1 protein-coding gene is annotated in these 1,342 nt (G+C 64.5%); it reads right to left on the bottom strand.

Annotation, left to right across the window (positions count from 1 at the left end):
• Window positions 1-110: 110 nt before the first annotated feature.
• A partial coding sequence (locus FPZ47_RS27525) for a hypothetical protein (RefSeq protein WP_144957447.1) occupies window positions 111-1,342 on the bottom strand: 1,232 nt, incomplete at its 5' end.

The raw sequence follows: 1,342 nt of genomic DNA, 5'->3' as shown, positions 1-1,342 counted from the left end.
CTAGTTGGCTAGATCCGGCGAAGCCGGATTTTTGAGTCAAGTTATGTGATGTGGGTTAGGTTCGCTTGTGTTCGATTGGGGTTGTGGCGGTTGATGTTTCGTTGCGCGAATTATGCTGCTCCGCTGAGGTTTTCGACCGCGGTACGGTATGCGGTGGCAGCCGATCGCAGACGACCCGGGGTGGGCGTCGCAGTGGCGAGTTCGGCGAGGCCGCAACGCAATACGCGGTCCTGGACGCAGGTGAGGAACTTCGCGGTATCCAGGCCGTGGTCGGTGACCCGGTAGCGGTGGCTGCCCTCGATCCGGGTGATCAGGTTCCGGGTTTTCAGTCGGCGCAAATCGTAGGTCATTTGCCCGGTGGAGACCTCGCCGGGGTCGAGTCCGCGCAGCTCAGCGGTGTAGGCGCGCAGGTCTTTGTTGGTGAAGCCGTGGGGTTGGCACCGGAAAATCAGCAGGGCCGACAACAGGGCATGGCTACGCTGGTCGGCGAACCGCAGCCCCGGGATGCGGGCACCGGTGGCGGTGGTGAGGGTGCCGGTGATCGCGGCCAGGGCATCGGCTCCGGTGATCGGGTCGTGGCTGAGTTGTTGGACGCCCAGCAGGCGCCGGTTGGCGGAGAAGCCGATCTCCCGCAGCGCGGGCAGATTGGTCAGTCGTTTCCCGATCCCGAAATCGCGGGTGTCGTTGATGGTGGTCTCGGTCCGTAAGGCTTGTCCTTCCTTGTGGTACTGCTTGATCGTGGTGTGCTTGTAGTCCACGTGCAGGCTCGGAGTGACCCCGGCGGTGATCACCCGGGTCCGGAACCGGCCCGGGGTGGCGCGGGGTCCACGCCGGCGCAGTTGGCGGTCGAAGATCAGGCTGACCTGATCGGGGCGGCCGATGTCGAGGTTGTCGCGGATGACCTGCTCGAAGAACATCCGACCCGACACCGGGGCGTCGAGCATCTGGGTCAGGGAGAACTCGGCCTGCAGGATCGACAGGTCGTAGCGGTAGCCGGCGGCCCGATCGTCTGCGGTGAACGGGTGCGGCAGCCGGGCCAGCCATTTGCGCAGCAGCGCGTCGATCTGGTCTTCTCCGAGCCGGTCACAGATCTGCTGCAGCCGGTCCACGTCGTCGACCGCAGCGAACCCGTTGTCCAGGGCGGTGAACCCGATCCCGGCCTTGGTGGCCTGGCGTTTGGCCCACTCGTTGCCGTTGAGGCACAGCTTGGCGTTGTAGGGGAAGTAGGAGCAGAACTTGAGGAAGAACGGGCCGAAATCGGCGTCGAGGCAGTAGAAGTAGAACTGGTTGACCACCCCGGTGGTCTTCACGATCCACGGATAGGAGCCGCCGTTGGCGTCGT

This window comes from Mycobacterium helveticum, assembly GCF_007714205.1.
Lineage (GTDB): Bacteria > Actinomycetota > Actinomycetes > Mycobacteriales > Mycobacteriaceae > Mycobacterium > Mycobacterium helveticum.
This window is presented reverse-complemented; position numbering and strand designations above follow the sequence as displayed.